Annotated in this window: 21 protein-coding genes and 2 pseudogenes; 4 read left to right on the top strand and 19 right to left on the bottom strand. The window is 26.9% G+C overall.

The window, feature by feature from the left end; translation table 11 throughout:
• Window positions 1-12 precede the first annotated feature (12 nt).
• Complete coding sequence (treP, locus tag TY07_RS08745; RefSeq protein WP_042398232.1) at window positions 13-1,455, bottom strand: PTS system trehalose-specific EIIBC component; 1,443 nt, start codon at window positions 1,453-1,455, stop codon at window positions 13-15.
• Window positions 1,456-1,688: 233 nt separating this feature from the next.
• On the opposite strand from treP, the gene TY07_RS17260 reads away from it, so the two are divergent.
• Both TY07_RS17260 and TY07_RS08735 read left to right on the top strand, forming a co-directional pair.
• On the top strand, window positions 1,689-2,486 hold the full coding sequence (locus tag TY07_RS17260) for a hypothetical protein (protein ID WP_052330661.1): 798 nt from the start codon (window positions 1,689-1,691) through the stop codon (window positions 2,484-2,486).
• Window positions 2,487-2,822: 336 nt separating this feature from the next.
• A complete protein-coding gene (locus TY07_RS08735) occupies window positions 2,823-3,776 on the top strand; it encodes a calcium/sodium antiporter (protein WP_042398229.1) in 954 nt (317 codons plus the stop codon).
• 109 nt (window positions 3,777-3,885) lie between these two features.
• Here TY07_RS08735 and TY07_RS08730 read toward each other — a convergent pair whose 3' ends face one another.
• A complete protein-coding gene (locus tag TY07_RS08730; RefSeq protein WP_042398226.1) occupies window positions 3,886-4,839 on the bottom strand; it encodes an L-lactate dehydrogenase in 954 nt (317 codons plus the stop codon).
• A gap of 331 nt (window positions 4,840-5,170) precedes the next feature.
• On the opposite strand from TY07_RS08730, the pseudogene TY07_RS18885 reads away from it, so the two are divergent.
• Window positions 5,171-5,692 (top strand): annotated as a pseudogene (locus tag TY07_RS18885) (metallophosphoesterase family protein); the annotation flags it as partial.
• 329 nt (window positions 5,693-6,021) lie between these two features.
• Here TY07_RS18885 and TY07_RS08725 read toward each other — a convergent pair.
• From TY07_RS08725 to TY07_RS18560, 9 genes and pseudogenes are all read right to left on the bottom strand, one after another.
• Complete coding sequence (locus TY07_RS08725; protein WP_042398224.1) at window positions 6,022-6,336, bottom strand: hypothetical protein; 315 nt, start codon at window positions 6,334-6,336, stop codon at window positions 6,022-6,024.
• Window positions 6,337-6,420: 84 nt separating this feature from the next.
• Window positions 6,421-7,164 carry an ATP-binding cassette domain-containing protein gene (locus TY07_RS08720; protein WP_042398223.1) on the bottom strand — a complete coding sequence of 248 codons (744 nt, stop codon included), beginning with the start codon at window positions 7,162-7,164 and terminating at the stop codon, window positions 6,421-6,423.
• Window positions 7,165-7,186: 22 nt separating this feature from the next.
• The gene (locus TY07_RS18575) at window positions 7,187-8,083 is read right to left on the bottom strand and encodes a glycine betaine ABC transporter substrate-binding protein (RefSeq protein WP_042398221.1); all 897 of its coding nucleotides are present in this window, start codon (window positions 8,081-8,083) and stop codon (window positions 7,187-7,189) included.
• A 2-nt stretch (window positions 8,084-8,085) separates the two neighbouring features.
• Window positions 8,086-8,730 carry an ABC transporter permease gene (locus TY07_RS18570; protein WP_042398219.1) on the bottom strand — a complete coding sequence of 215 codons (645 nt, stop codon included), beginning with the start codon at window positions 8,728-8,730 and terminating at the stop codon, window positions 8,086-8,088.
• Between the two features lie 102 nt (window positions 8,731-8,832).
• On the bottom strand, window positions 8,833-9,423 hold the full coding sequence (locus TY07_RS08705; protein ID WP_052330660.1) for an MFS transporter: 591 nt from the start codon (window positions 9,421-9,423) through the stop codon (window positions 8,833-8,835).
• A 198-nt stretch (window positions 9,424-9,621) separates the two neighbouring features.
• Window positions 9,622-10,815 carry an MFS transporter gene (locus TY07_RS08700; RefSeq protein ID WP_042398216.1) on the bottom strand — a complete coding sequence of 398 codons (1,194 nt, stop codon included), beginning with the start codon at window positions 10,813-10,815 and terminating at the stop codon, window positions 9,622-9,624.
• An 86-nt stretch (window positions 10,816-10,901) separates the two neighbouring features.
• On the bottom strand, window positions 10,902-11,696 hold the full coding sequence (gene larE, locus TY07_RS08695) for an ATP-dependent sacrificial sulfur transferase LarE (RefSeq protein ID WP_042398213.1): 795 nt from the start codon (window positions 11,694-11,696) through the stop codon (window positions 10,902-10,904).
• 618 nt (window positions 11,697-12,314) lie between these two features.
• A complete protein-coding gene (locus tag TY07_RS18565) occupies window positions 12,315-12,899 on the bottom strand; it encodes a beta-xylosidase family glycoside hydrolase (protein ID WP_278244482.1) in 585 nt (194 codons plus the stop codon).
• A 75-nt stretch (window positions 12,900-12,974) separates the two neighbouring features.
• Window positions 12,975-13,811: pseudogene (locus TY07_RS18560) on the bottom strand (glycoside hydrolase family 43 protein); the annotation flags it as partial.
• Between the two features lie 294 nt (window positions 13,812-14,105).
• Here TY07_RS18560 and TY07_RS08685 point away from each other — a divergent pair.
• Window positions 14,106-14,756: a hypothetical protein gene (locus TY07_RS08685; protein ID WP_207743027.1), complete on the top strand. Its 651-nt coding sequence runs from the start codon at window positions 14,106-14,108 to the stop codon at window positions 14,754-14,756.
• Between the two features lie 200 nt (window positions 14,757-14,956).
• Here TY07_RS08685 and TY07_RS08680 read toward each other — a convergent pair whose 3' ends face one another.
• The 8 genes from TY07_RS08680 to TY07_RS08645 all read right to left on the bottom strand — a co-directional run bounded on the left by TY07_RS08680 (window position 14,957) and on the right by TY07_RS08645 (window position 23,426).
• A complete protein-coding gene (locus TY07_RS08680; RefSeq protein ID WP_242833242.1) occupies window positions 14,957-16,216 on the bottom strand; it encodes an MATE family efflux transporter in 1,260 nt (419 codons plus the stop codon).
• Between the two features lie 73 nt (window positions 16,217-16,289).
• The gene (locus TY07_RS08675; RefSeq protein WP_052330659.1) at window positions 16,290-16,715 is read right to left on the bottom strand and encodes a MarR family winged helix-turn-helix transcriptional regulator; all 426 of its coding nucleotides are present in this window, start codon (window positions 16,713-16,715) and stop codon (window positions 16,290-16,292) included.
• Between the two features lie 123 nt (window positions 16,716-16,838).
• Entirely contained in the window at window positions 16,839-17,495 is a 657-nt protein-coding gene (gene queC, locus TY07_RS08670; RefSeq protein WP_042398210.1) for a 7-cyano-7-deazaguanine synthase QueC, read from the bottom strand.
• A 392-nt stretch (window positions 17,496-17,887) separates the two neighbouring features.
• Window positions 17,888-18,043 (bottom strand): zinc-ribbon domain-containing protein, encoded by a 156-nt coding sequence (locus tag TY07_RS08665; protein ID WP_042398208.1) that lies wholly within the window; start codon window positions 18,041-18,043, stop codon window positions 17,888-17,890.
• A 148-nt stretch (window positions 18,044-18,191) separates the two neighbouring features.
• Complete coding sequence (locus TY07_RS08660; RefSeq protein ID WP_042398206.1) at window positions 18,192-18,698, bottom strand: CarD family transcriptional regulator; 507 nt, start codon at window positions 18,696-18,698, stop codon at window positions 18,192-18,194.
• Between the two features lie 177 nt (window positions 18,699-18,875).
• Window positions 18,876-20,339 carry a protein adenylyltransferase SelO gene (locus tag TY07_RS08655; protein ID WP_042398203.1) on the bottom strand — a complete coding sequence of 488 codons (1,464 nt, stop codon included), beginning with the start codon at window positions 20,337-20,339 and terminating at the stop codon, window positions 18,876-18,878.
• A gap of 279 nt (window positions 20,340-20,618) precedes the next feature.
• On the bottom strand, window positions 20,619-22,172 hold the full coding sequence (locus tag TY07_RS08650) for a GxxExxY protein (protein WP_042398200.1): 1,554 nt from the start codon (window positions 22,170-22,172) through the stop codon (window positions 20,619-20,621).
• 261 nt (window positions 22,173-22,433) lie between these two features.
• Complete coding sequence (locus tag TY07_RS08645) at window positions 22,434-23,426, bottom strand: hypothetical protein (RefSeq protein WP_042398197.1); 993 nt, start codon at window positions 23,424-23,426, stop codon at window positions 22,434-22,436.
• Window positions 23,427-23,655 lie beyond the last annotated feature (229 nt).

Here is a 23,655-nt window from a genome sequence, read left to right as displayed (position 1 = left end):
TTTTATATTTTATTAAGCAGCTTTCTTTACTTTAGCATCTACTGATGCATTTCCTAATTTTTTTCTTCCAACAATTATTGTTAATACAAATGGAATTACTATTGCTACTACCATAGCTACAGCAAACATTAACATATGTTGAGGTTGAATTGAAAGTATTCCAGGAATACCCCCTATACCAATTGCATTTGCCATAACTCCTGTTGCTACTGATATTACTGCTGCAATACCTGAACCAATCATTCCACAAATAAATGGGAATCCATATTTTAAGTTAACACCAAACAATGCTGGTTCTGTTACACCTAAATATGCTGAAATACATGCTGGTATTGAAACTTGCTTTTCTTCTTCATTTTTTCTTTGTAAGTATATCATTGCAAGTACAGCTGATCCTTGAGCAATATTTGATAAAGCAATCATTGGCCATAATAATGTACCACCAACTTGTGACATTAATTGAAGGTCAATTGCATTTGTCATGTGATGTAAACCAGTAATAACTAATGGAGCATAAACAAATCCAAATATACCTGCAAATAACCAACTAAATGATGAAGTTAATCCTGAATAAACAACTGTTGAAATCATATCTCCAATTTTCCAACCAATAGGTCCAAGTACTGTATGTGCTATAAGTACTGATGGTACTAATGCAAAGAATGGCACTATTATCATTGAAATTGCAGCTGGTGATATTTTTCTAAAGAATTTCTCTAAATAAACTAATACAAACCCTGCTAATATCGCTGGAATAACTTGTGCTTGATATCCAATCATATTAACTTTAGCAAATCCAAAATCCCAGAATGGAATATCAGCTCCACCTGATACCGCATATGCATTTAAAAGTTGTGGTGATACTAATGTAATACCTAATACTATACCAAGTATTTGAGTAGTTCCCATCTTCTTAGTAATTGCCCATACGATTCCTACAGGTAAGAAGTGGAATATCGCTTCACCTATTAGCCATAAGAAACTATAAGTTCCTGCCCAAAATTGTGATATTTCAATTAATGTTTTTGTTCCATCTTCGAAGAACTTTACATCACCTATGATATTTCTAAATCCTAAAATAAGACCTCCAACTATAATTGCTGGAATAAGTGGTGAAAATATCTCTGCTAAATTTGCCATTAACTTTTGAATAAAGCTCATATTTGATTTAGCTGCATCTTTAACACTATCCTTACTTACTCCTTCAATACCAGAAACCTTTACAAAGTCATTGTAAAAATCAGTAACTGTATTTCCAATTATTACTTGGAATTGTCCAGCTTGAATAAATGTTCCTTTTACACATTTTAATGCTTCTATTTTTTCTTTATCTGCTTTACTTGTATCCTTTAATACAAATCTCATACGAGTTACACAATGTGTAACTGCACTAATGTTTTCTTTTCCGCCAACGTATTCTAGTAATGCTTTTGAGTCATCAATATACTTTCCCATCTTTTTACCTCCTAACATAATGACCTGTACGCATATTATTGTCCTACGCTATCAACAACCTGTACGTACATCTTGTCTATGTATCAATAATAACTTGTACGTATATGTTTGTCAACACATTTTGTAATCATTTTCTTAAAAATATTTGATTTATATATTTTATAAGTATTCTCAAAATGAATTATTTTATATGTATTTTCATATACTCTATTAGCACTTACTTGGAGGTTAATATGAAAAAATTTAGTGAAATAAAAGAAGATTTCACAGATTGGATTATCGGAGCTACTAAAGAAGATTTCTTAAATGTAGTAATTATTTATTCTAAAAGATTAGGATTAATAGCTTTAGGTTTTGTTTTAGCACTAATTGTAAACGTTATTTTTTCAACACCTGTAGAAGGAACTGAAGAATACAAAACTTTAAATTCTCTCTATGAAAGCTCCAAGGAATATGGTGAATCACTTAATGAAAAAGTAACTGAGTTAAAAAAATCTATTAAAGACTTAGAGGAAGAAAACTCACTCCTTACAAAAAAGGTAGAAGAAGCTGCTCCTTGGTTTGAAATGAAAGAAGAGGAACGTAAAGCCGAAGAAGAAAGAATTGCGCAAGAAAAGGCCCAAAAAGAAGCTGAGGAAAAAGCAAAAAAAGAGGCTGAAGAAAAGGCTGCTGCTGAAAAGAAAGCACAAGAAGAAGCCGCTGCTAAAGAAGCTGAAGCTCATAAATATGAAACTGGTCTAACTTGGGAAGACATAGCTAGAGAGGGTAAAATCGGAACACTAGGTCAATTCGAAGGTAAAATTATTCAAGTCATGAATGGTAATGGATATACTCAATACAGAGTAGCAATAAACGGAAACTATGATACTATAATGCTAGTTGAAATTGATGATAGCATAAAAACTGAAACTTTATTAGAAAATGACTATATATACTTTAAAGGTTCATCTGCTGGTAATATGACTTATACCACAGTTTTAGGTGCCGAAATGACTATACCAGCTTTTATAGTTGATGAAGTTACTAGATAATTATCTAATTTAAATTAAAAATAGATTTTACAGACCTCTAATAAATAGTATTAGTAGTCTGTAAAATTTATAAATACGATCTCTATTTTTTTTGCCTTTAATTAGTATACTAAAACAAACTTATGAAAACTTATTAATTATAAAATCTACCTTTATAAAATAATCTATGTATTCATAAACTAACCCTTTATATAAGTTATATAAAATCAAACCTCATAAGATAAGAAAAAATATTATTTTTTAAGTTTAATCATAAAAAAAATTTGTAACTTTACCTTTCATATGATATCTTTCTATTTAGCACATAATTTTTATCAAATTTTTGGAGGATATACTATGTCATTTATTCTTTTAATTATAGGTTTCTTTTTTCTTATAAAAGGAGCTGATTTATTTGTTGATGGAGCTGCTTCTATAGCAAGAAAATTTAATATTCCATCAATGATAATAGGACTTACCATAGTTGCAATGGGGACAAGTGCTCCTGAGGCTGCTGTAAGTATTACATCTTCATTATCTGGGCAAAACGATATGAGCGTAGCTAATGTAGTTGGTTCAAACTTTTTTAATATTCTTGTAGTTCTTGGTGTTTCTTCACTAATATCTAAGCTACCTGTACAAAAAAATACAATAAAAAAGGATACACCTTTTTTATTAATTGTAAGTGGTTTGCTTTTAGTATTTGGAATTAATAAATATATAAGCAGAATTGAAGGATTAATATTATTAATTGTTTTTGTATACTTTTTATATTCCACAGTTAAAATGGCCAAATCTGCAACAAATTTAGATAGTTCATCTGATAATGAAATTGCCTTAGCTGAAAGTGATACTACTACACAAACTCCAATATTAAAAACTGTTATTTTAAGTGTAATAGGAATTTTAGGTATTGTTATAGGTGGAGATATGGTTGTTGATTCTGCTACTTCCATTGCAACTTTATTCGGTATGAGTGCAAATTTAGTTGGTTTAACTATTGTTGCTATTGGAACATCATTACCTGAATTTGTTACTTCTATAGTTGCAATAAAGAAAGGTGAAACTGAAATTGCAATTGGAAATGTAATTGGATCAAATATATTTAACATATTACTAGTTTTAGGGCTAGCTACTTTCATTTCCCCAATAACAATTAGTACTTTAGCATTAATAGATATTATTTTTATGTTATGTATAACAATACTATTATATCTATTTATGAAAAAAGATTATTCTCTATTAAAAAAACATGGCATTATTTTAGTAGGAATTTATATAGTTTATATGAGTTATACAATAATTAGATAATATTTATAAATAAAAAGAAATCTTAGTTGCTTTTTTCAGCTAAGATTTCTTTTTTATATAAAACATATTTATTTCTATAATTTTCTTTAACTTCTAGAATAACCAAATACTAAAAATTAAGCTCTTTATATTTATCACGTACTATTTTACATGAATTATCGAAATTTCTTTGTTCCTCTTCTGTTAAATTTAATTCAACAATTTCCTTTACTCCTTGGCGATCAATTATTGCTGGCACACTTATAAAAATATCATGTTCATTATACTCTCCAGACAATAAAGTAGATACTGGTAAGATTCTATTTTCATTATGTAAAATAGTTTTTACTATTCCAGCTACAGATGCTGCAATCCCATAAGATGTGTTTCCTTTTTTATGGAATATTTCCCATCCCCCTTTAATAGTTTCTTCTTCAAGAGAATCATATGGTTCTACCCCAACTCTCTCTTTATTATCTCTTACAATACTTTCAAAATCTTTTCCGCCTACTGTAACAGTGCTCCAAGATACAAGCTCACTATCACCGTGTTCTCCTATAACAAATGCCTCAACACTTCTTGGATCAACATCTATACGTTTTGCTAAGTAATATTTAAGTCTAGCTGTATCTAAAGTTGTTCCGCTTCCAATAACTTGATTCTTCGGAAGACCTGATATTTTCCATGTATAATAAGTCATAATATCAACTGGATTAGATACTACGATAAAAATCCCTTCAAATCCACTTTCCATTACAGAATCTACAACTGATTTAACTATGTTTTGAGATTTTTCTAACATTTTTAAACGATCATTATCTGTAATTGCCATAGGTGCAGAAGCTGTCATTACTACAATATCAGCATCCTTACAATCTTTATAATCTCCTACACTTATTTTTACATTTCTATTCATAAATGCACCTGCATGATTTAAATCAAGAACTTCACCTAATGCTTTATCCCTATTTATATCTATTAATATAATTTCATCACAAAGCCCCTGATTTTGTAAACAAAAGGCTGTAGTCACACCTACATTCCCAGCCCCTATAATTGCAACTTTACTATTTTTTATTAGCATATTTACTGCCTACCTTTCTGTCTTTCATTTATACTTCGCCCCTATTTTTATATCCTATAGGATAATTATAAAGAACATATTTTATTTTCATATATGATTTTACCATTTCACTTAATTTTAGTAAATATTTCTTAGCATGACATAAGTAACATATCTCTTTCTCTATATTAACCTTATCCTTTTCATTTCATATATTAATATTATTAATTCTTTTAAGGTGCAATATGAAAATATACGAAAATATAAATATAAATGAACTACAACTATTAGGAAAAGGTACTCAAGGAAGCGTATATAAAATAGATGATAAAAAATGCATAAAACTATTTAGATAACTCCAACTGCTGACTTTATTGTAATATTAGGAGATTCAGTAGCTGGAGGTAATAATTCTAATGCCTTATTAAGTCAGCTTAACGATTTTAGAAACATAGTAGCTAGTTATTATGAAACAAAGCCTTTAATTCCTGTTTTAGGTAATCATGAAGTTAATATTAATCCTACTGATGATACTTTTGAAAAACTATTTAGCAAATGTTATGCTGATCTTAATGTAACTGATTATTTAGATGAATATAATAAAACAGTTTATTATATTGACTTTGATAATTATAGATTAATATTTCTTAATTCATTTCATTATAACGAAATCCATAAAATCACTAATAACCAATTAAAATGGTTTGAAAACATATGTAAACAAAGTAATAAGAATAAATTACTTTTTCTTCACTCACCAGCTTTTCCTACTGGTGCACATCTTGGGCATTGTCTTGATTTATATCCTAAATGTAGGGATGATTTTTGGTCAATAGTTGATAAATATGAAATTAAATTAGTATTTTCATCTCATGAGCATAATTATTCACGTCGTGTTGTATCTGGTAAAAATGATATTTATCAAATTATTTCTGGAGGTGCTGGTGAAAAACTCCGAAATAAATATAATAGTAAGAATGGAGTTATAATACCACCTATTGCTGTATATCATTTTGTTGTTATGGATTTACTTCCTAACACAATTGAAGTATCTGCTATTGATTTAAAAGGAAAAATACTTGATGAATTTATTATACATTTAAATGATAACTAATTTATGTTGATACATTATGTTATCCTACTAAAAGAAAATAGCAGTACTAGATTTTTATCTACTACTGCTAACTATTTTATATATTCACTTCATAAAAGTTGTATACATGCTACTATTATACCCATCATAATTAATGTAATAACTAGAGATACACATTGTACTACTATATAACCAACCAAATTTATTTTTGTTTTTCCACAATGCTTAAAGAAAAAATACCTAATAGCTCTATATGATACTGTTATTAAAAATACACATATAATAATTGTTATCATTTTGATAAGTATGCTAACTTCATTATTTATTGTTAGCCAATTTAGAAATACAATTATAGGTAACCCCAAAAATACAAACATTAAAAAAACTACTCTGAAATCCGGAATCTTATTCTTTTCATTTTTCATATATATGTTACCCCCTCTCATAGTATATTTTATGAAAGGTATTTTAAAATATAACGATGAACTTATAATATAAATAAATTAAAGTTAGCTTATTTTATTATCACCCAAAAGTTCTTTAACAAAGATATTCTTAGGATTTTTAATCAATTGTTCTGGTGTATCAATTTGTATTAACTCCCCCTTATCCATTACCATAATCCTTGTTCCAAGTTTTAATGCTTCCTTAATATCATGAGTAATAAATATAATTGTCATATTATATTCCTTATAAATTTTTAATATTTCATCTTGCAGTAATTTTCTTGTTATTTCATCTATAGCTCCAAATGGTTCATCCATTAAAATGATATTTGGATTAATTGCCAAGGCCCTTGCAATACCTACTCTTTGTCTTTGCCCGCCAGAAAGTTCATTTGGATAATTATCTAACATTTCTTCTTTTAACCCAACTTTATTTATTAATTCTTTAACTCTATTTTCAATGCTATCCTTTTTTTCTTTTTTTATTAAATTAGGTACATATGATATGTTTTTTCTTACAGTCATATGTGGAAATAAGCCAATTTCTTGAATAACATAACCTATTTTTCTCCTTAAAGCTATTTTATCTACTTTTGAGATGTCATTACCTTCTACATAAACTTTTCCATCATCTGGTTCAATTAAACCATTAATAAGCTTTAAAAATGTAGTCTTACCACACCCTGAGCTACCAATTACAGTTATAAATTCACCTTTATTAATTTTTAAATTTATATTTTTAAGTATTACTTTATTACCATATATTTTACTTATATTTTTGACTTCTATAATGCTTTTTTCCTCCATATTATCTCCCTTTTTTAAAAGATTACTTTACCAAACCTTTTTCTATTAAAAAGTCTTTTGCAACCTTACTTTCATCTTGTCCTTCTGTCTCAACTAAATAATTTAGCTTGGCCATTTCTTCTTCATTTATAATATTATCTAACTTCATAATAGCTTCTTTTAACTCTGGATATTTTTCTAAAGTATCATTACGTACTACAGTGCCACAATAATAAGTTTGATAAAAATCCTTATCATCTTCTAAAACAACAACATCTGAATTTGAAAGTTGACCATCTGTAGTAAATATATTCATTACATCTATTTCTTTAGAGTTTATTGCATTATACTTAAGACCAATATCCAAATCTACAGATTTTTTAAAATTCATATTATATTCTTCACATAAAGCATCAAACCCGTCATCTCTTTCATAAAAATCATATTCAGCTCCAAATGTAAGCTCTTCTGAATATTTTGCCAAATCAGAATAAGTTTTTATATTGTACTTTTCTGCTAAATCTTTTCTTATTACTAACCCAAATGTATTATTAAATCCAAACAAATTAACCCAAGTTAAATCATATTCACTATTATATTTTTCTTGTAATTGTTTATATAAAGTTTCATCATCTGGGATTTCTGTTTCCTTCAAAACAAAACTCCAACCAGTACCAGTATACTCAGGATACATATCAAAATCTCCCTTTAATATAGCTGGATGAATATTACTTGTACCTCCACCTATTCCTTTTGTAATTTCTACATTTAAATTTGTATTTTCTTCAATAATTAGCTTTAACATTTCGCCTAATATAAACTGCTCTGTCATTGGTTTTGTAGCAATTTTTATGGTCTCACTCTTCTTAGAACATCCTACTGGAATAATAATTAGTAAAATTGCCAAAATACATATTAATACCTTTCCCTTCTTTTTCACCTTTATAACCTCCACTTTCTTTTTATTATTTTCTCTATACCTCCAATAATTAAATCACATAATAAAGCTAATAATGCAATTAATAAACTTCCTGCTATAGTCATGGTTTGGTTATTTGTTGTTATTCCCCTATATACAGCAATACCAAGACCTCCTGCCCCTATAAATGATGCAATACCAGCAAGTGCTATAGTCATTACAACCATATTTTTAAAACCTGCTAAAATTACTGTTGTTGCTAATGGAATTTTTATTTTATATAATATTTGAAATTCCGTACTTCCCATTCCTCTAGCTGATTCTATAATCGACTTGTCTATATTATCAATTCCTGCATAAGTATTTCTAATCATAGGTAGTAACGCATATATAGTAAGTGCAATAATTGCTGTAGTATTCCCAATTCCTGAAAAGGGAATCAAAAAACCAAGTAAAGATATTGATGGTATAGTGTAAAGAAAGTTTGTTATGGATAAGACTAATGTTGATGTTTTTTTGTATTCACTTATTAATATTCCTAAAATTCCACCTATAAGAGTTGCTATTATTATAGAAATTCCTGAAATTTTTAAATGTTCTAATGTTAACTTTAAAAAGAAATCATACCTTTCTATATAAAGTTTTATTAATTCACTAATCTTTTTCACCTCCCATAAGTCTTATTTAAATCAGTTTACCTTCATAAATAACATAGTAAATGCTTCATTATATAATACTATTAATATAAAAAAAAATTCCTAAATTAAAATTTAGGAATTTTTTATGTTAAAGGCTTTCTTTTTTAATACTATAAAAATTGCAAATACTCCTATAGTAAAAATTAATAACCCTGGAAAAAGCCATACCTTACTTAAATTATAAACATATGATGATATTAAGGGTCCAATTGCATATCCAAGTGCTTCACATGCACCTACAAATCCAAATACAATTCCTTCACTTTTCTTATCTTCTCCAAACTTTAAAAGTGAATTTTGTAATCCTGAATTTAAAAATGTTGCACCTAAAAAATATATAATAATAGCTATTGTAAATATGCTTATTCTTCTTACAATTGATAATGTAGCTAAGGAAAGTATCATAAATATAAATGATATTATTAGTAATAATTTATCCCCAATTTTATTTGTAACAACTCCAAATGGTATTTGTATTAAAGCCTTTGCAAAACCATAAGATGACATAACTGCACCTATAATTAATGTGCTTATTCCTAATGAATTAAAATACAAAGGTATTATTGGTATCATTAAACTATAACTAAATCCAAAAGCAAACCTTTGAATGCAAAAATATAAAAGCTCTTTTTTAGTGAATAATATATTGTTTTTTATATTCATAATAAACCCCTTTGATTATAAGGAAGACTTTATCTGCTGACTAGTCATAATAACCTACTATAGATAGCAAATTCTAAACTTCAAATGAAGTTAAATCCCTATCTAAAGTTAAGAAGTCAGTTTATTTTATTATTTATCACTATAGCTTTTTTATACTCTAATATTATTTCATATTGATTTTTCTTTTAGTTAATATTTTTATATTCCTGATTTATTGAATAAAACCACATAAATTGCAGTAATAAAAATAGATACCATTAATAAACCTAAAAATAAATAATTTTTATTATATTCATAAATATAAGATGAAACCAGTGGTCCAACTGCATATCCAAGTGACTCTGATGCCCCCACAACTCCAAAAACAAAACCTTTAATTTTAGGATATGATCCAAATTCCGAAAGACAGCTTTGTACAGAAGCATTTAAATATGTTGCACCCAAGAAGTACAATATAATTATTATAGTAAATATAGTTACATTTCTAGTTATAATAAGACCTAACAATGTAAAATTCATAGTAAAAAAAGAATATAATAATTGCTTTTTATTTCCTATTTTATCACTAACCCATCCTGCTATTGGCGCACCTAATCCAAAAACTAATAAGTATACTGATATAATGGAAGAAGTATAAGACGTTGATACATGAAGTACATCTTGTCCATAAAAATGAATTAATGCTACAACACAAGAATAAATATAATCTCCTAAAAATGCACTACTTGATAAAATAATAATTTTACAAACAAATTCTCTTCTTCTTATTTCATATAAAATTTCCTTTATACTCTCTTTCTTATTATCTTTATTTTTCATAGGTTTTACTTTGTTAACTCTAATGATTACATATATTAATGTAAAAAATATTCCAAGAGATGATATATTAAATGCCATACTAAAGTTATTTAACTTTGTTAATATAAAACTTGCAATTGCAGCACCTATTCCCCCACCTAAAGTAAACACTGCTGAAGCAAGGCCAGTACACTCTCCTCTTCTTTTAACATTCAATGTCCTAGCAAGTACTGAATAAGTTGCAGGTGCTGCCATTCCAAGAATAGCACCTTGAATAACATATAAGCTTCCTGCCTGAAGGCTTGTATTTGATAATATATAGCCAATAGGTACTAACCCCATTAACAATAAAGCTAACTTTAGAGTTAATTTATCCCCTATTTTATCACAGACAATTCCAAAGGGAATTTGCATTATTGTCTTACTTACTCCATATAATGAAATTACCATTCCTATAGTTACAGTTTCCATTCCTATTGACTTAAAGAATAGTGGTATTATTGGTATCATAATGCTGTAGCTTATTCCAAAAAGCAGCCTATATATGCAAAACGCTCTAAATTTTTTATCATTTAATATAAACTCATTTTTCATAGTTTCTCCTAATAAATTTTCGATACTTCATAATAAACTTATGTGTACAAATAATTTATTATTACTTAAGTTAAATGAGTATTTAATTACCTTAATGTTTCATTCATACTTCCAGTTCTATAACCCTCTAAATCAAGAGTTATATAATTAAACCCTATTTCTTTAAATTTTGCTATAATTACCTCTGATAGTTGTAACACTTTTGGAATATCTTCTTTTAATACTTCTATTTTAGCTAAATCATCATAATACCTTACCCTAAATTGCTTAAAATTATTACTCAATAAAAATTCTTCAGCAATTTCTATCTTCTTTAGCTTCTCTCTTGTTATTACACTACCATAAGGTATTCTTGAAGCAAGACATGCCATAGAAGGCTTGTCCCATGTTGATAAGCCTAATTCCTTAGATAATTCTCTTATTTCATTTTTAGTTAGTCCCGCTTCTTTTAATGGACTAATTATTCCTAATTCCTTTAATGCTTTAATTCCTGGTCTATAATCACCTTCATCATCTAAATTACTTCCATCTGCAACAATATCAAAACCTTCTTTTTTGGCTATTTCCTTTAGCTTAGAAAATATACCCTTTTTACAAAAATAACATCTATCCTTACTATTTGCTACAAATTCTGGTACACTGTATTCATTTGCATCTAAAAATATATGTTTTATTTTAAGTGACTTACAAAATTCCTTACTTTCTTTTAATTCCCTATCTGGATACATAGAAGATCTAACTGTAATAGCTAATACATTTTCTCCTAAAACATTTTGTGCAACCTTTAATAAAAATGTTGAGTCTACTCCCCCCGAAAATGCAATACATATTTTTCCCTTTTCCTTTAGACTATTAATTAAATTATTATACTTCTCTCTCATAATCTCACCCTTTCATAATAATATAGTAGTTATATAAAACTGTTAAAATTATCTTTAGTTAATTATATATTTTTCTAAATATAACCTCTTAAATATTTTGTATTTACTAATATTTTTATGCTAATCTTCTTATAATTTATATAATTACACTATACCATTTAAGTTAACTCTAAAGTCAATGTTTTTTATCTATTATTGAAGAGTAAAAATAAAATTATCATTGATACTAAATACTTATTATTAAACTAATTCTTTAAGAAAATTAAATAAAAATATAATCTAGAAATAGAATATCACTATCCCACCTCTAGACTATTTTAACTTCAAAAGACACAAAGTATCTTTAGCTGAAAAGTTGGTATTTTTTATTTATTATTTTTAATCTTAAAAACTTTTATATATTTAGCTATTAATTTTTATGTATTTTTTCTAATAATATTGACATACTAATAGTGAGGAAAAGATTCCAAAAGCTTCTTTTTCTAAAAAGATAAAATACTAATGCATTGCTCTTATGTCATTAGTATTTTATCTTTTCTTTTTTATTCTTTATAATACCGATAATCATAACTTATTTGATAAATCATACTTTACACAAATTAAATATTACTACTTATATTATTTATACATGCACTTAAAGTTTGTGAATTCAGCATAATTAAAAGAATTTGATGCACATGCATATAATCCAATTACAACACCCGTAAATCCACCAGCAACTTCTGAAGATAAATATCTTGTTTTAGCATATCCAAGAATACTTTCTTCATTTTCACTTTTAATAGAAAAACTATAATAGCTATTACTTGCATTAATGATAAGTGAAATATTATTTTTATTTTCTAGATAGATAGATTTTTCAACTGATTTTATATCACCAATATTAAGACGTTCAATTGCTTCATACCCATTTTCACACTTACGTATTGCTAAATCATAATGGTGATTTTCATCCATATATAGAGTAATACCTGCTTCACCATCTGTAATCTCAACATTACATGATATAGTAGCATTGAAATCTCTTTGCCTTATTCCTATAAATGTAGGTGAATCAACATCATCTAATGTAATATCAGTACCTTTTAATATTAACTTATTTTTATCAAGCTTATAGTTTTTCTTATTAGGAATACGTAAATAACACCAATCATTATCCCACTTAGTATTTTCAAATGTATAATGTTTCTTTTCTTTTTGAATTACATCATTATTTATATAATTAATCTCAAAGCTCTTAGTAGTCCTTCCATTATCACCTGCCGTAAACCAGCCATCTTCTCCAAATATAACTGGAGTTAGGAAAACTTCACGTCCTAAATGATGATAAGCTTCCCACTGTCCACTTTGGCGGAATCCAAGATGTAAAAGCCACCAATTATCATAATTATCTTGAATAAGATCACCATGTCCTACCCCTTGAACTTCGTATCCACCTAAATTACGATTAGTCAAAACTGGATTATTCTCATAACCTTCAAATTTGCCATATAAAGAATCTGCTCTAGCATATGTTACCATATGGCCATATTCAGTTCCTCCTTCTGCTGCAACAAGATAGTACTTACCATTAATTTTATACATATGTGGACTTTCAAGATAACGTCCACCTGATCCTGTCCAAATTGTTTTACTTGGAGTTAACTTTTCACCACTTTCAATATCAATTTCACACTGAACAATACCACTTACTCCATAATCATCTATTCCATTACTCATAAAATATGTTTTATTATCTTCAAAAAATAGCGATGGATCAATTCCACTTTGATCTACATATATAGGCTCTTACCATTCACCATAAATATCATCTGTCCATACGTAAAAGTGCTGATGAGTTGTATCATTAGTAGTCGTCATATAAAAACGACCATTATTATATCGTATAGTAGGAGCAAAAACTCCCCCTGAACTATTTATTTTATCAAGTTGAACTTGACTCTTTCTTGTTAAACAATGTCCAATTTGTTTCCAATTAACTAAATCCTTACTTTCAAATAAGGGAACTCCAGGAAAATATTGAAATGAGCTACATACAAGATAATATGTATCTCCAACCTTACAAACACTTGGATCTGGATAAAAACCTTTAATTACAGGATTATTATATTTCATTTGCTTACCTCCAATTATTAATACCTAAATTTACAATTATAACACTATCTTTGTAAACGTTATTCTTTGATAATCTCTTTATATTATCATTAATCATCACTATCAAATACCCAAACTTCTAGTAATGAAATACATATATTTTTTTATTATTCAATTGCTATCCTTAAACACATAGATTTTATAAATTTTCTATATAATAACTAATGAACAACTTAAATTTCATTATTTTTTTGCTTTTCTTCCAATACTTTGCTATACTTATGTGACTTTAATTAAATTAGTGAGGTGTTAAAATTGAATAAAATTATTAATGATATAGGTAACTACTATGAAGTAAAAGAAGATGTTGCTTATATTACAGTATTAAAAAAAGATGGAACTGAGCTTATAACTAAAATTGATCTTGAAAATTTAGAAAAGATAAAAAATATGGGAACTTGGTTTGCAGAATGGAATAAAGATTATAATAATTACATAGTGCAAAATATTAGTTCGACAAAAAAGAATAAAAAATCTAAACCATTAAAACAAAGTCTTCAAAGTGTTATATTAAATGTAAATCCTAAAGCTCCTATTAGATATATTAATGGTGATACATTAGATAATAGAAAGTGTAACTTAGAGATTTTTAATCAAAATACTATGAATGAATATGAGAAAAAAGATGGTGTTGTTTCTATTATTTTAAAAGATAAGTTTGGTAAAAAGGAAGGTATTGCTTTAATATCTGAAGAAGATTTGCCTATTGTTATCAATGAAAAATATAGTTGGGTGCTACATAAATCTCATAATAAAATATCTGTTGTAGCAAATACTCCTGAAGGAAGAATTCATCTTGAAGATATTATTATGCCAAGAGAAGAAAATCATAAGATTGAACATATAAACAACAATCCTCTTGATAACAGAAAAAGCAATTTAAAACTAGTTAGTTTAGAAGAATAACTTATATAAGTATAGGCTATAGATAATTATATAAATTTATCTATAGCCTATAAAATATTTATATTATATACATGTTAGTTTGAATTTATTTTATACTCTTTATATTCCTTATCCTCTTCTAATTTCATCATCTTTTTAGATACCCATAAATATAAAACTATTGCTATCAAAATAGATAAAATATCTGCTACAGGCTGTGACTATGCAAGACCTGTTATTCCTAAAGCTTCTCTTAAAATAAATAATGCAGGAATATATATAAGTCCTTGTCTACTTAAATTAATAATTAAAGATGAAACTGCTGCTCCCATAGCTTGTAAAGCGTTAGTTAATACATAGAACACTCCAAAAAATGTACTTGTTGTAAGCAATATTCTTGAAAATTGTACAGAATAATCAAATGCACTAGGTTCGGTTAAAAATGCACTAACTATTGAATTTGTAAACAAATAACATAAAACTGTAAGTATTAAGCCAAGTAAGAAAGAAAATATCAATGAAAATTTCATTATTTTCTTAAATCTATCCCATGTATTAGCACCAACACAATAACCTAATAAAGGCTGAACTCCTTGCCCAATTCCCATTGAAATCATTCCTGTAATCATAGTTACTTTCATTGCAACTCCAATTCCAGCAAGTGCCATATCGCCATATCCAGCCATAAGCCCGTTCATTATAATTTGTGAAATACTCATCATAACTGACGCAAGAGAAGCTGGAATACCTATAATTAAAACACCACTACATATTTTATCTTTAATTGAAAAATCATTAATATTTATACTTAGAGATGATTTTCCCCTAATGAAATAAAGAATATAATATGCTGCTGCTGCTAAATTACCAATAACAGTAGCTATTGCTGCACCCTTTATATTCCATCCAAATCCTAAAATCATAATTGGATCAAGTATAATATTAAGAAAATTGCCTATAAGTTGACCCATCATAGCTTTATTTGCTTGACCTTCAGCACGTAAAATATTTGAATAACAATTTGAAATAAGTACAAAAGGACCACTTAAAGATACAATAATAAGATAACTTCTTGCAAAATCCCAAGTATCACTACTTGCACCTATTAAAGAAAGAATTTGATCCATAAAAATTAAAAACACTAAAGACATTGCAATACCCACAATTACACATGACCACATACAAAAAGAACATACTTTTTTAGCATATTCCTTACGGCCTTCTCCTAAAGCACGAGAAATTACCGATGTACCACCAATCCCAAAAACTGTACCTACAGCCATAAACATTAGAAATACTGGTGTTGCAAGAGAAACTGCTGCAACTTGATAAGCATCATGTGTTTGACCAATAAAAAAAGTATCTGCCAAATTATAAATAAGAACCATTAACATTGCTATCATAGCTGGAATAGCATTCTTAATTACCGCTTTCGATACTGGCATTGAATTAAATGCCTCTAAAGAGTTATTGTTTTCCATTATAATCCCTTCAAATTCAATCGCATACGATTGATTATATTTTATTATATGCTCGTTTATATAAACGAGCATTTTATTTTAAAGTATTATTAACTTTTTCTAGTAAATCCTTAAATAGTACTTTTTCTATTTCTGTTAAATTAGATAAAAGGAATGTTTCAGTTTTTAACATAGAATCTTCAGCTTCTTTACAGCATTGTTCACCAAGTTCTGTAATTCTAACATATTTAATTCTTTTATCATTATCATCAATATAGCTTGTTACAAGATTTTTTTGTTCTAATCTTGAAATAATCCCTACTGTAGTAGATTGTGCAAGATGAAGTATTTTTTCTAGCTCTTTAAATGTTACTTTCTTTTCTGCAGTATCATTTATACTAAACAATGCTGACACTTGTACAAGAGTTAATCCTTTTTCCTTTAAATCTTTATTTGACATTTTTTCTAATGAATTGTGTATTTGCCTAATTAACATTCCACAAGTATTATCTATATCCAATTATATCACTCCAATCTACATACATAATATACTATTTAAAATTATAAAAGTAAATAGTATGCGATTGAATTTTTATAATTACATGTTCTTATAAGTCCTAATTTTAATAATAAATTTATGCTATTATTTATTGTCTTTTATTTTTAAATACTTTTCTAGACCATTTCTTCTTAATTTACAAGCTGGACACTCTCCACATCCATTACCTATTATTCCATTATAACAAGTAAGAGTTTTTTCTCTAATATAATCTAATTTTCCAAAGCTATCTGCAAGTTCCCAAGTTTGTGCCTTATCTATCCACATTAAAGGAGTATGAACTACAAAATCATAATCCATAGCTAAATTAAGTGTAACATTAAGTGATTTAATAAATACATCTCTACAATCAGGATATCCGCTAAAATCTGTTTCACATACACCTGTTACAATATGTTTTGCCCCCTTTACTTTTGCCAAAACTGCAGCAAAAGTTAAAAATAACATATTACGTCCTTCAACAAAAGTTGATGGTGGCTCTTTGCCTTCTCCTTCTTTTATTTCTATATTATTACGAGTAAGAGCATTTGGAGCTAATTGATTTAATAAATCCATATCTAAAATATGATGCTCTACCCCTAATTCCTTTGCAATATTTTTTGCACACTCAATTTCTAAGCTATGCCTCTGATTATAATTAAATGTAACTGCTATTACTTCATCAAATTTTTTAAGGGCCCAAAATAAACATGTTGTAGAATCTTGGCCTCCACTAAATACAACTACTGCTTTCTTATTCATACTTATCACTCCTATTTAATATTTTTAGGCCTTATTTTATTAAATAAAAAAGGTTTATTTTATTACACAAACTAGCATAATAAAATAAACCTTAACTTTTTAATCTATTTAATATTTCTTAGCCTAGTTTTGTTTAAGGACAGGATGGTCTTAATGAACTGTCCATATTAAGTTTTTCAGTTTTTAGTATAATATACCTTATGGTAATTTTCAAATATAAAAAGTATTCTGCAAAAAAACTTATAACTTTTTATTATATTTTAACTCATAATATAGTTTTTTTATTTCTACTCACCGCTAAAAGCTTTCTAGAACCACAGGTCGAACCTGTGATATTCTAAATACATCAAAAAAGGAACTACTTAAAAAGTAGTTCCTTAAACTTAACAGAATTATCTTCTATTTTGTTGTTCTTTTTTAGCTCTTCTACAAGCAACACATCTTGTTGGTTCGTTAGTGAATCCTTTTTCTTTGTAGAATTCTTGTTCTCCAGTAGTGAATACGAATTCAGAACCACAATCTCTGCATACTAAAGTCTTATCAGTCATATAAATTTCCTCCTTTTCAAAGACAAATACATTTAATAATATAAGCTTCTAAGTAAGTAGAAATTTACATACATATATATATTAAAATCTTTATTTTTTTGGCTATGTTTATTATTTTATCATAATAAATTAAAATTGCAAGAGTTTTTTATTTATTATTTGAAAATACATCTAAATGTCCATCTAAAAACTCATTAGCCTCTTCAATACTCATCCCTTTAACTTCAGATATTTCTTGAACTACAAAGCCTCTCGTTGAATTTAATGTTTGACTTTCACTTGAATTTGCATTTCCACAGTTTTTAACTTGTGTTAAGTTACAAACTACACTTAAATAATCATCGAAAGTTCCATTTTTAACTTTCTTACTATTATTTTCTTCTCTTTCTCTTTTAACAGATTTTTGTAGATTATCAACTTCTTCAGTATAATTAACTATATCTTTAAGACTATTATCAATTTCCTCTGAATCACTAACTAATCTAATATTAGCATTTTCAAATCTACTAGCTGGTAATTTTAACTTCATTGTACTATTTACTATGTCTATTTCGTAAAAGTTTTGTTCCTCACCTTTAAACTCTCTTTCTTCAATACATGAAATAATACCAACACCTTGACCTGGGTAAACAATTTTGTCACCTACATTGAACATATAATTACCTCCTTATATGTTTATCATTATATTATATCATACTTTTACAATTTAAGGTTGATTTTTTCATAATTTTATGTATACCAATTATTGGATTAATATATTTATATAAAATAAAAAATTAATCCTGAAAATAATATTTTATCTACAAGATTAATTTCCCCCCTATTTTTTTAATTACGTACCACAATATGTTTTATAAGGACAAGATGGCACTTCTGGTATTTTTGAGTACTCTTCACTTATATTTGAATAATCATAAGGATTCTTAAGAGCTTCTAAAAACTTATTTATAACACTATAGTCATTATTATTTACTGCAGCTTTTATTGCATTCTCTACAATATAATTTCTTGGTATTACTGTTGGATTGTTTGATTGCATAAGTTTTTTAATTTCATCTCTAGATTTATTTTGTTTAGCTAATCTAGCTTGCCATGATTCATACCACTTTTTAAAATCATCACTTTTAAAAATACTCATTTCTTCTAAATTACCTAATGTTAAGTTTAAAAAAGTATTTGTATAATCAGCTTTAAATTTATTCATTATAGTTAAAAGTGATAAAATTAAATTTTCATCTTTCTCTTCTTTATTAAATAACCCAAGCTTTGCTCTCATTCCATTAAAATAATACTCATTATATAATTTTCCATAGTTTGATAATGCCTCTTCAGCTATTTTAATTGCATTATCTATATCATCATCTAGTAATGGTAGTAAACTTTCCGCAAATCTAGTTAAGTTCCAAACACCAATTTTAGGCTGATTTCCATAAGCATATCTTCCATTAATATCAATAGAACTAAATACTGTATTTATATCATATGAATCCATAAATGCACATGGACCATAATCTATAGTTTCTCCACTAATCGTCATATTATCAGTATTCATAACACCATGAATAAATCCAACTAGCTGCCATTTTGAAATAAGTTTTGCTTGATTATTTATAACCTCTTTTAGAAGATATAAGTAAGGATTTCCTTCATAGGTATCTTTTTTAAAGTGTCTATTTAAAGTATAATCTGCTAGTTTTTTAAGATCTTCAACATCTCCAAAATTTCTTGCAAATTGAAATGTTCCAACTCGTATATGACTTTTTGCTATACGTACTAATAATGCACCTTCTAAAATTTCTTCTCTTATTACATTTTCACCAGTAGAAATAACTGCTAAACTACGGGTTGTTGGAATTTTAAGCCCATACATACCTTCGCTTATTATATATTCTCTAAGCATTGGCCCTAAAGCTGCTTTTCCATCTCCACCTCTTGAATATTTAGTTTTTCCTGCTCCTTTAAGTTGAATATCAAATCTTTGTCCATTTCTTGATATAAATTCACCTAAAAGTATAGCTCTACCATCTCCAAGCATTGTAAAGTGTCCAAATTGATGACCTGCATAGGCTTGTGCTATTGGTGTACTTCCTTCTAAAAGTTTATTTCCTACTAAATACTGTATTCCTTCGTCACTATTTAAAAACTTTAAATCTAATCCTAAATCTTCTGCTAACTCTTTATTAAATTCTACTAATTTAGGATTTAATATTTTTTCAGGAATTTCTTTTGAATAAAATATATTTGGCAATTCACAGTATGTATTTTCTAATTTTAAGTTTTTATTATCCTGTATCATTATATCTCCTTTTTTATTTTTTTTATTTTATCATTATTTAATATTAGTATTTTGTATTATCTTAATATATATTCATTAGTTTATACAGTAGCTATATTTACTAATTTACTAATTTACTAATACTTAGATGATATAAAATACATTAAAATGACATTTAATATAAATTAAGGGACAGTAGGTATATTGCTATGAAAGCAACTCTATCTACTGTCCCAAAAAGCCACCGACTTAGCTAGTGGAAATTTATTTTTTATCCATATATATATTATCTACTTATTTTTACACCCAAATTGCAAATATCTTTTTACTATCAACCATTATTGTTTCACTTTTATATTCTTTCGTCTTATTAAAGTTATAAATAATAAGATAGCCACAATCTAATTCATTAATCTCTAAATAATCACTTAACTGTTTAAGACCTTTTTTGTGATATTCCTCACCTCTCCAAATCTTAAGCTCTACTAAATACTTTTCTTTTAAATAAGTAATTACAACGTCTAATCTCTTTTCTTCTGAAATTTGTACTTCTTTAAAGTCAAAACCAATTCCATTTATTATTGGTTTTATAAATGCTAAGAATAGAAGTCTACCTTCTCTTTCTATAAATTTAGAATCAATAGAACTATATTGTTCCTTAATAAACTGTTGGAATCTTAGAAGAATCTTTTTAAAATCTAACCCTGTAGAAGTTATAAAGTTTTCCTTAAAATTATAAGAACTCATATCAACTTTATTTTCCAACTTAGAAGAATAATAATTATATAATCTTTGTTCAAATATTCTATTTGATATTTTCACGTTTCCGTCCTTATTTATAAAATATCCAAATACATTTCCTAAATTAATTATAGGATTATCAAGATTAAAACTCTTTTCTTCTCCATTCATTATTAGATCAAATATATAGTCTTTTAACTCTTCATTATTTTCAACATTTTTTATTAAATCTTCAAACAAAGTATTACGCTCTGATAATAAGATTTTATTTGCCTTAATTATATATTCTTCTGTCCATTCTAAATTTTCTTTGTTAAGTTTTTCATCAATCATCTTGCATATTCTAGTAACTAAAAAAGGGTATCCACTTGTATATCTATATAATAACTGTGCTATATTTCTTGTATTCATAATTACATTTTTCTCTGAAGAATACTCTTTTAACATAGATTCTATTTCTTTCTCATTAAATTTCATATCTATGTCAAAATCAACCGCTATGTTCCAAGGACTATTATATTTCTTTTCATCTTCATTTCTAAATTTTAGTTTTAAATTTCTTATATCATATACTCCAGCTAAAATTACACTACTAAAAGTTTTATCTTTTCCTTGTTTCCTTAACAAATACTTATTTCTAAGCATTCCTAAAAAGCTCAAAAATAACTGATTATTAGAGTTCTTATCTACTTCATCAATAAATAAAATAACATCTTTCTTACTATCCCTAACAAACCTTGTTATAAGCTTAGATAAGTCTCTTAAATTATCAATATCATTTTCATATCCTAATAACCTTTTACTTTCTTCTTCGTTTGTAAATTCCAAGCTTTCTGCCATTAATTCTATAAATACCTTAGAAAATGTTTTTTCTTTAAGAAAGACTTCATCCCCTATCCCTTCAAAACTCATGCTTACTACCAAGTAATCATTTTTCAGTCTCTGTTCTAACATATACATAGTTGTAGTTTTTCCATACTGTCTTGGTCTATTTATAATAAAGTAATCTTTTTCTTTTATCAGTTCTATAATTTTATCAAGTTTATCTGTTATATCAACCATATAATGCATAGTTGGTATACATACACCAGTAGTATTGAATCTTTTTTTCATTAATATCGCCTCCTTTTTAAATAACATATATAAGATTATGTTAATTAATATTTTCTACAATCAAACCTTGCTATATCTATATCATCTTAAAATACATTTTTTCTCAAATGTAATTTTGTATAACTTTTTCCTTACAAATCATATCTTAAAAGAACATTCTTATTCATAATTTTATATTATTACTAAAAAAATAACTAGACTCAAACTAAATAAAATTTTATATAATTATCAAAAACATATAAACAATTTTCCTAACGTTTATTAATCTATATAATCCTCAATATTAATACCATTTCTCTTCAATTTCTCACTATAAGAACAATGATTATTATAATAATTCATCCACATATCACCAGTATCCAAAAAGCGTCCAATGCCATTAGGCTTGTTCAAAAAATTCGCCAAACTCCATCTATAATCATAAAAATAATCACTTTCAAATACCAATCCATAATTATTTATAGCACCAACAATTTCATCTACAGAATAAAATTTCAGAGCATTATCCATAGCCCCCTTAACTTTAGAGTCTAAACTCCCTATATTAGCTATACCTTTGTCATTCCAAGTATTTAAAATATATATATATAATTTATTATTTATATTATTATTAATATTATTATTAATATCATAACAACTAGTATCACTTTGGTATCTACCTCTGCTAAACCCTTTATTTTCAACACTTTCGTTCAAAATAGCACCTGGTGTTTTAAGGATACTAGTATCATAATAATCACCACTACCAGTACCTCTAGAGATACCAGTACTAGTATCATTTATATAACCAGTACTAGTATCACTTACATAACTACTACTAGTGACATTTTTATTACCTGTATCTATTTTATTACAGGTACCTATACTCCCAAATACCCTGGTACCATTCCCTATTTCACCCCTAGTTGTTATTCCACAACTCAAACAATCGTTACTATTAGAATTCATAGTATCGTTATTTTCAATTATTTCATTAGAAACAATTTCATCATTTATCATATAATCCTTAACTATTTTATAACTGCTAACCCTTCCTTTAGTTTTAATAATTTCTATATAACACTTTTCTTCTAATGCTCTTAATATATTTGAGATTTTTACTTTTCTTTTTGTTTGAAATTTATCCATTAAATATTTTAATGGAACAGTTACTATATTTTCTTCTGTCTTTAATGTCTCAAATAAAATTAACATATACCCCTCATTTATATTTATCTCTTTATCATTTAAAATTTTCCCTACACAATTATCCATAGTACAGCCCCCTTAAATGGCAAATATTTATATATGTATCTATATTTTACACTATCAATGTTGCAATAATATTGCATTTTGCACCTAAAACAAAAAAATTTTGTTAAATTTCGCAACATCTATCATATTTCATTATTTATATTGTCTTATGCATAAATTTTTAATTAAAATCAGTTCCTTATTATTGTTTTTATAATTAATACCTATTTAATAGTATATTGTTTACGTA

This window comes from Clostridium saudiense (assembly GCF_000577815.1).
GTDB classification, from domain to species: domain Bacteria; phylum Bacillota; class Clostridia; order Clostridiales; family Clostridiaceae; genus Clostridium; species Clostridium saudiense.
Note: the sequence above shows the minus strand (reverse complement) of the source record. Positions and strands in the feature narration are given on the sequence as shown.